Annotated in this window: 2 protein-coding genes; one reads left to right on the forward strand and one right to left on the reverse strand. The window is 48.8% G+C overall.

The features are described from left to right. On the forward strand, nucleotides 1-240 hold a 240-nt coding region (locus VF399_00005), incomplete at its 5' end, for a hypothetical protein (GenBank protein ID HEX7318727.1). A 29-nt stretch (nucleotides 241-269) separates the two neighbouring features. Here VF399_00005 and VF399_00010 read toward each other — a convergent pair. Then, nucleotides 270-1,439: an integrase core domain-containing protein gene (locus tag VF399_00010; GenBank protein HEX7318728.1), complete on the reverse strand. Its 1,170-nt coding sequence runs from the start codon at nucleotides 1,437-1,439 to the stop codon at nucleotides 270-272. Between the last annotated feature and the right edge of the window lie 327 nt (nucleotides 1,440-1,766).

The following is a 1,766-nucleotide window of genomic DNA, read 5'->3' on the forward strand; positions in this document are numbered from 1 at the left end:
GACACTGATGACGCCTACTGCCGTGTGCATAACCTTACAGGCAAGAAATCCGCAAATTGCGGCCAGCCGGCACTGCCGGCATCAGCAGGCCCGTGGGTAAGGATGGACGGGTTTCCATTCGGCGGACCGATCGATAATATCCTGTCGCCTAACGGTATTGTCTATGTGTTAACGTTCAGGACATCGTTCATAGAAATAATGGTCACGACATCGTTCAATCGCAACTCTGAAACTGTCTGATCTTGCGATGCCGTGACAAGTTCCAACGATCATCGCAGTTGATATTTGTATTCTTGAACCTGGATCGTGTCCAGGAAAAGTTTTAACTTTTGTTCTTTGACATCGACAGTAGCCACAATATATTCGTACTGGGTCTGCGGTGGGACTCGGAACATTTCGCCGAAGATGTTCAGCCTGCAGTCGCTTCGGATAAATCGCACAAGGTGATAACAACCTTCCTCCGGCTTATCCAAAGGGTGCCTTGGGGTATCGCTCTTGCTCGGGAAGATCAACTTCGTTCCCATAGCGGCCAATGCCTTGAGCGGGGTTTTCCCCTTGATCTTGCTGTAGCGATAGGTGCTGTTGTGCCTGTGCTCAAATGCCAGCGATTCTTGCTTGAGCTGCGGCATCGATGACATGATTACCTTGTCGAGAAACTTCTGCTGGTAATGGTCATTAAACTTCTCGACGACTCCATTCCACCAGGGTTCCGATGGCGGAATGAACCAGAGTTTAACACCGTAAGCCAGGCAAAGGCGAATGAGCGGTCCCATTCCTCGCGGATGGGTCTGGCTTCCGTAAAAGGACATCTCGTTGTCAACTTGAACGTTCTCCGGAATGCCCATACGCAGCCAAACCGCATAAACAGCGTCTAAAACGCTTTGCGCTGCACGGGAGGGCATCGGCTCTATCCCGCACCGGTTGATTGCGGTATCGACGGCATGCAGGCTGTAAAACTTGATCGGGCCAGTAAGATAGCAAGGGCCGACCATATCAACCTGATGGGTCTGATTAGGCAAGAGCGACGGAAGCTCGGGATATTTTTTGCCCTTGGGCGTATACCGCCCAGTTCGCCGGTGAGTCAATTCACGACGCTGGAGGATACGGCCGATCGTGCTGAGAGAGGGAACCGGCTGGATCTCCATGTCGACCAGCTCCCATTGGATGGCCTGATTTCCACAGAAGAGATCATTGTTGTACAGGTTCAACCGAACCATTTCCACGATCTTTTCGATCTCAGCAGGAGTGCGGTAGGGACTGGAAAGCGGTCGCCGAGATTGGTCTTCAAACCACGCTGGATCATCCGGAGTATGCCGTGATACCCATTTGTACAGCCACCGAGTTGTTTTGCCCAGTGAGGCGCAGATACTCTCCGGATCTTCTCCGGCGAAGTACCGCTCCACTGCTGTTGCCCGTTGCTTCAAAATCTTCTTTTTCATGAACACCTCCTTGAAAGATTAGGTGTCCATGATAAAGCAGGCTGTGGCTACTCGATTGTCAAAGAGCGTTTGTGAACGATGTCCTGAATGCTAATTTTGTGAACGATGTCCTGAACGTTGTCATATAATAATTAAAAAAGCGGTTATAGAAATCATGCTGAAAAAGAATTCAATATACAGTCATTCAAAATCAGAGCCGCCAACGCGCTTTTTTTCGGTTTCCTTAATATATACTAGACTTTAGACTTTCAATATTCTCACGAGAAGGATTTTATTTAAAAAATATTCATAAAAACGTAAAAAGCACTTGACATAGCGACCAAAGTC

This window comes from bacterium (assembly GCA_036382775.1).
Lineage (GTDB): Bacteria > Hydrothermota > Tepidihabitantia > SM23-42 > JAOAFX01 > DASVHD01.

Excerpts from the sequence above, each read along its gene's own strand:
- VF399_00010 (HEX7318728.1), bottom strand. The coding sequence starts at position 1,439 with ATGAAAAAGAAGATTTTGAAGCAACGGGCAACAGCAGTGGAGCGGTAC.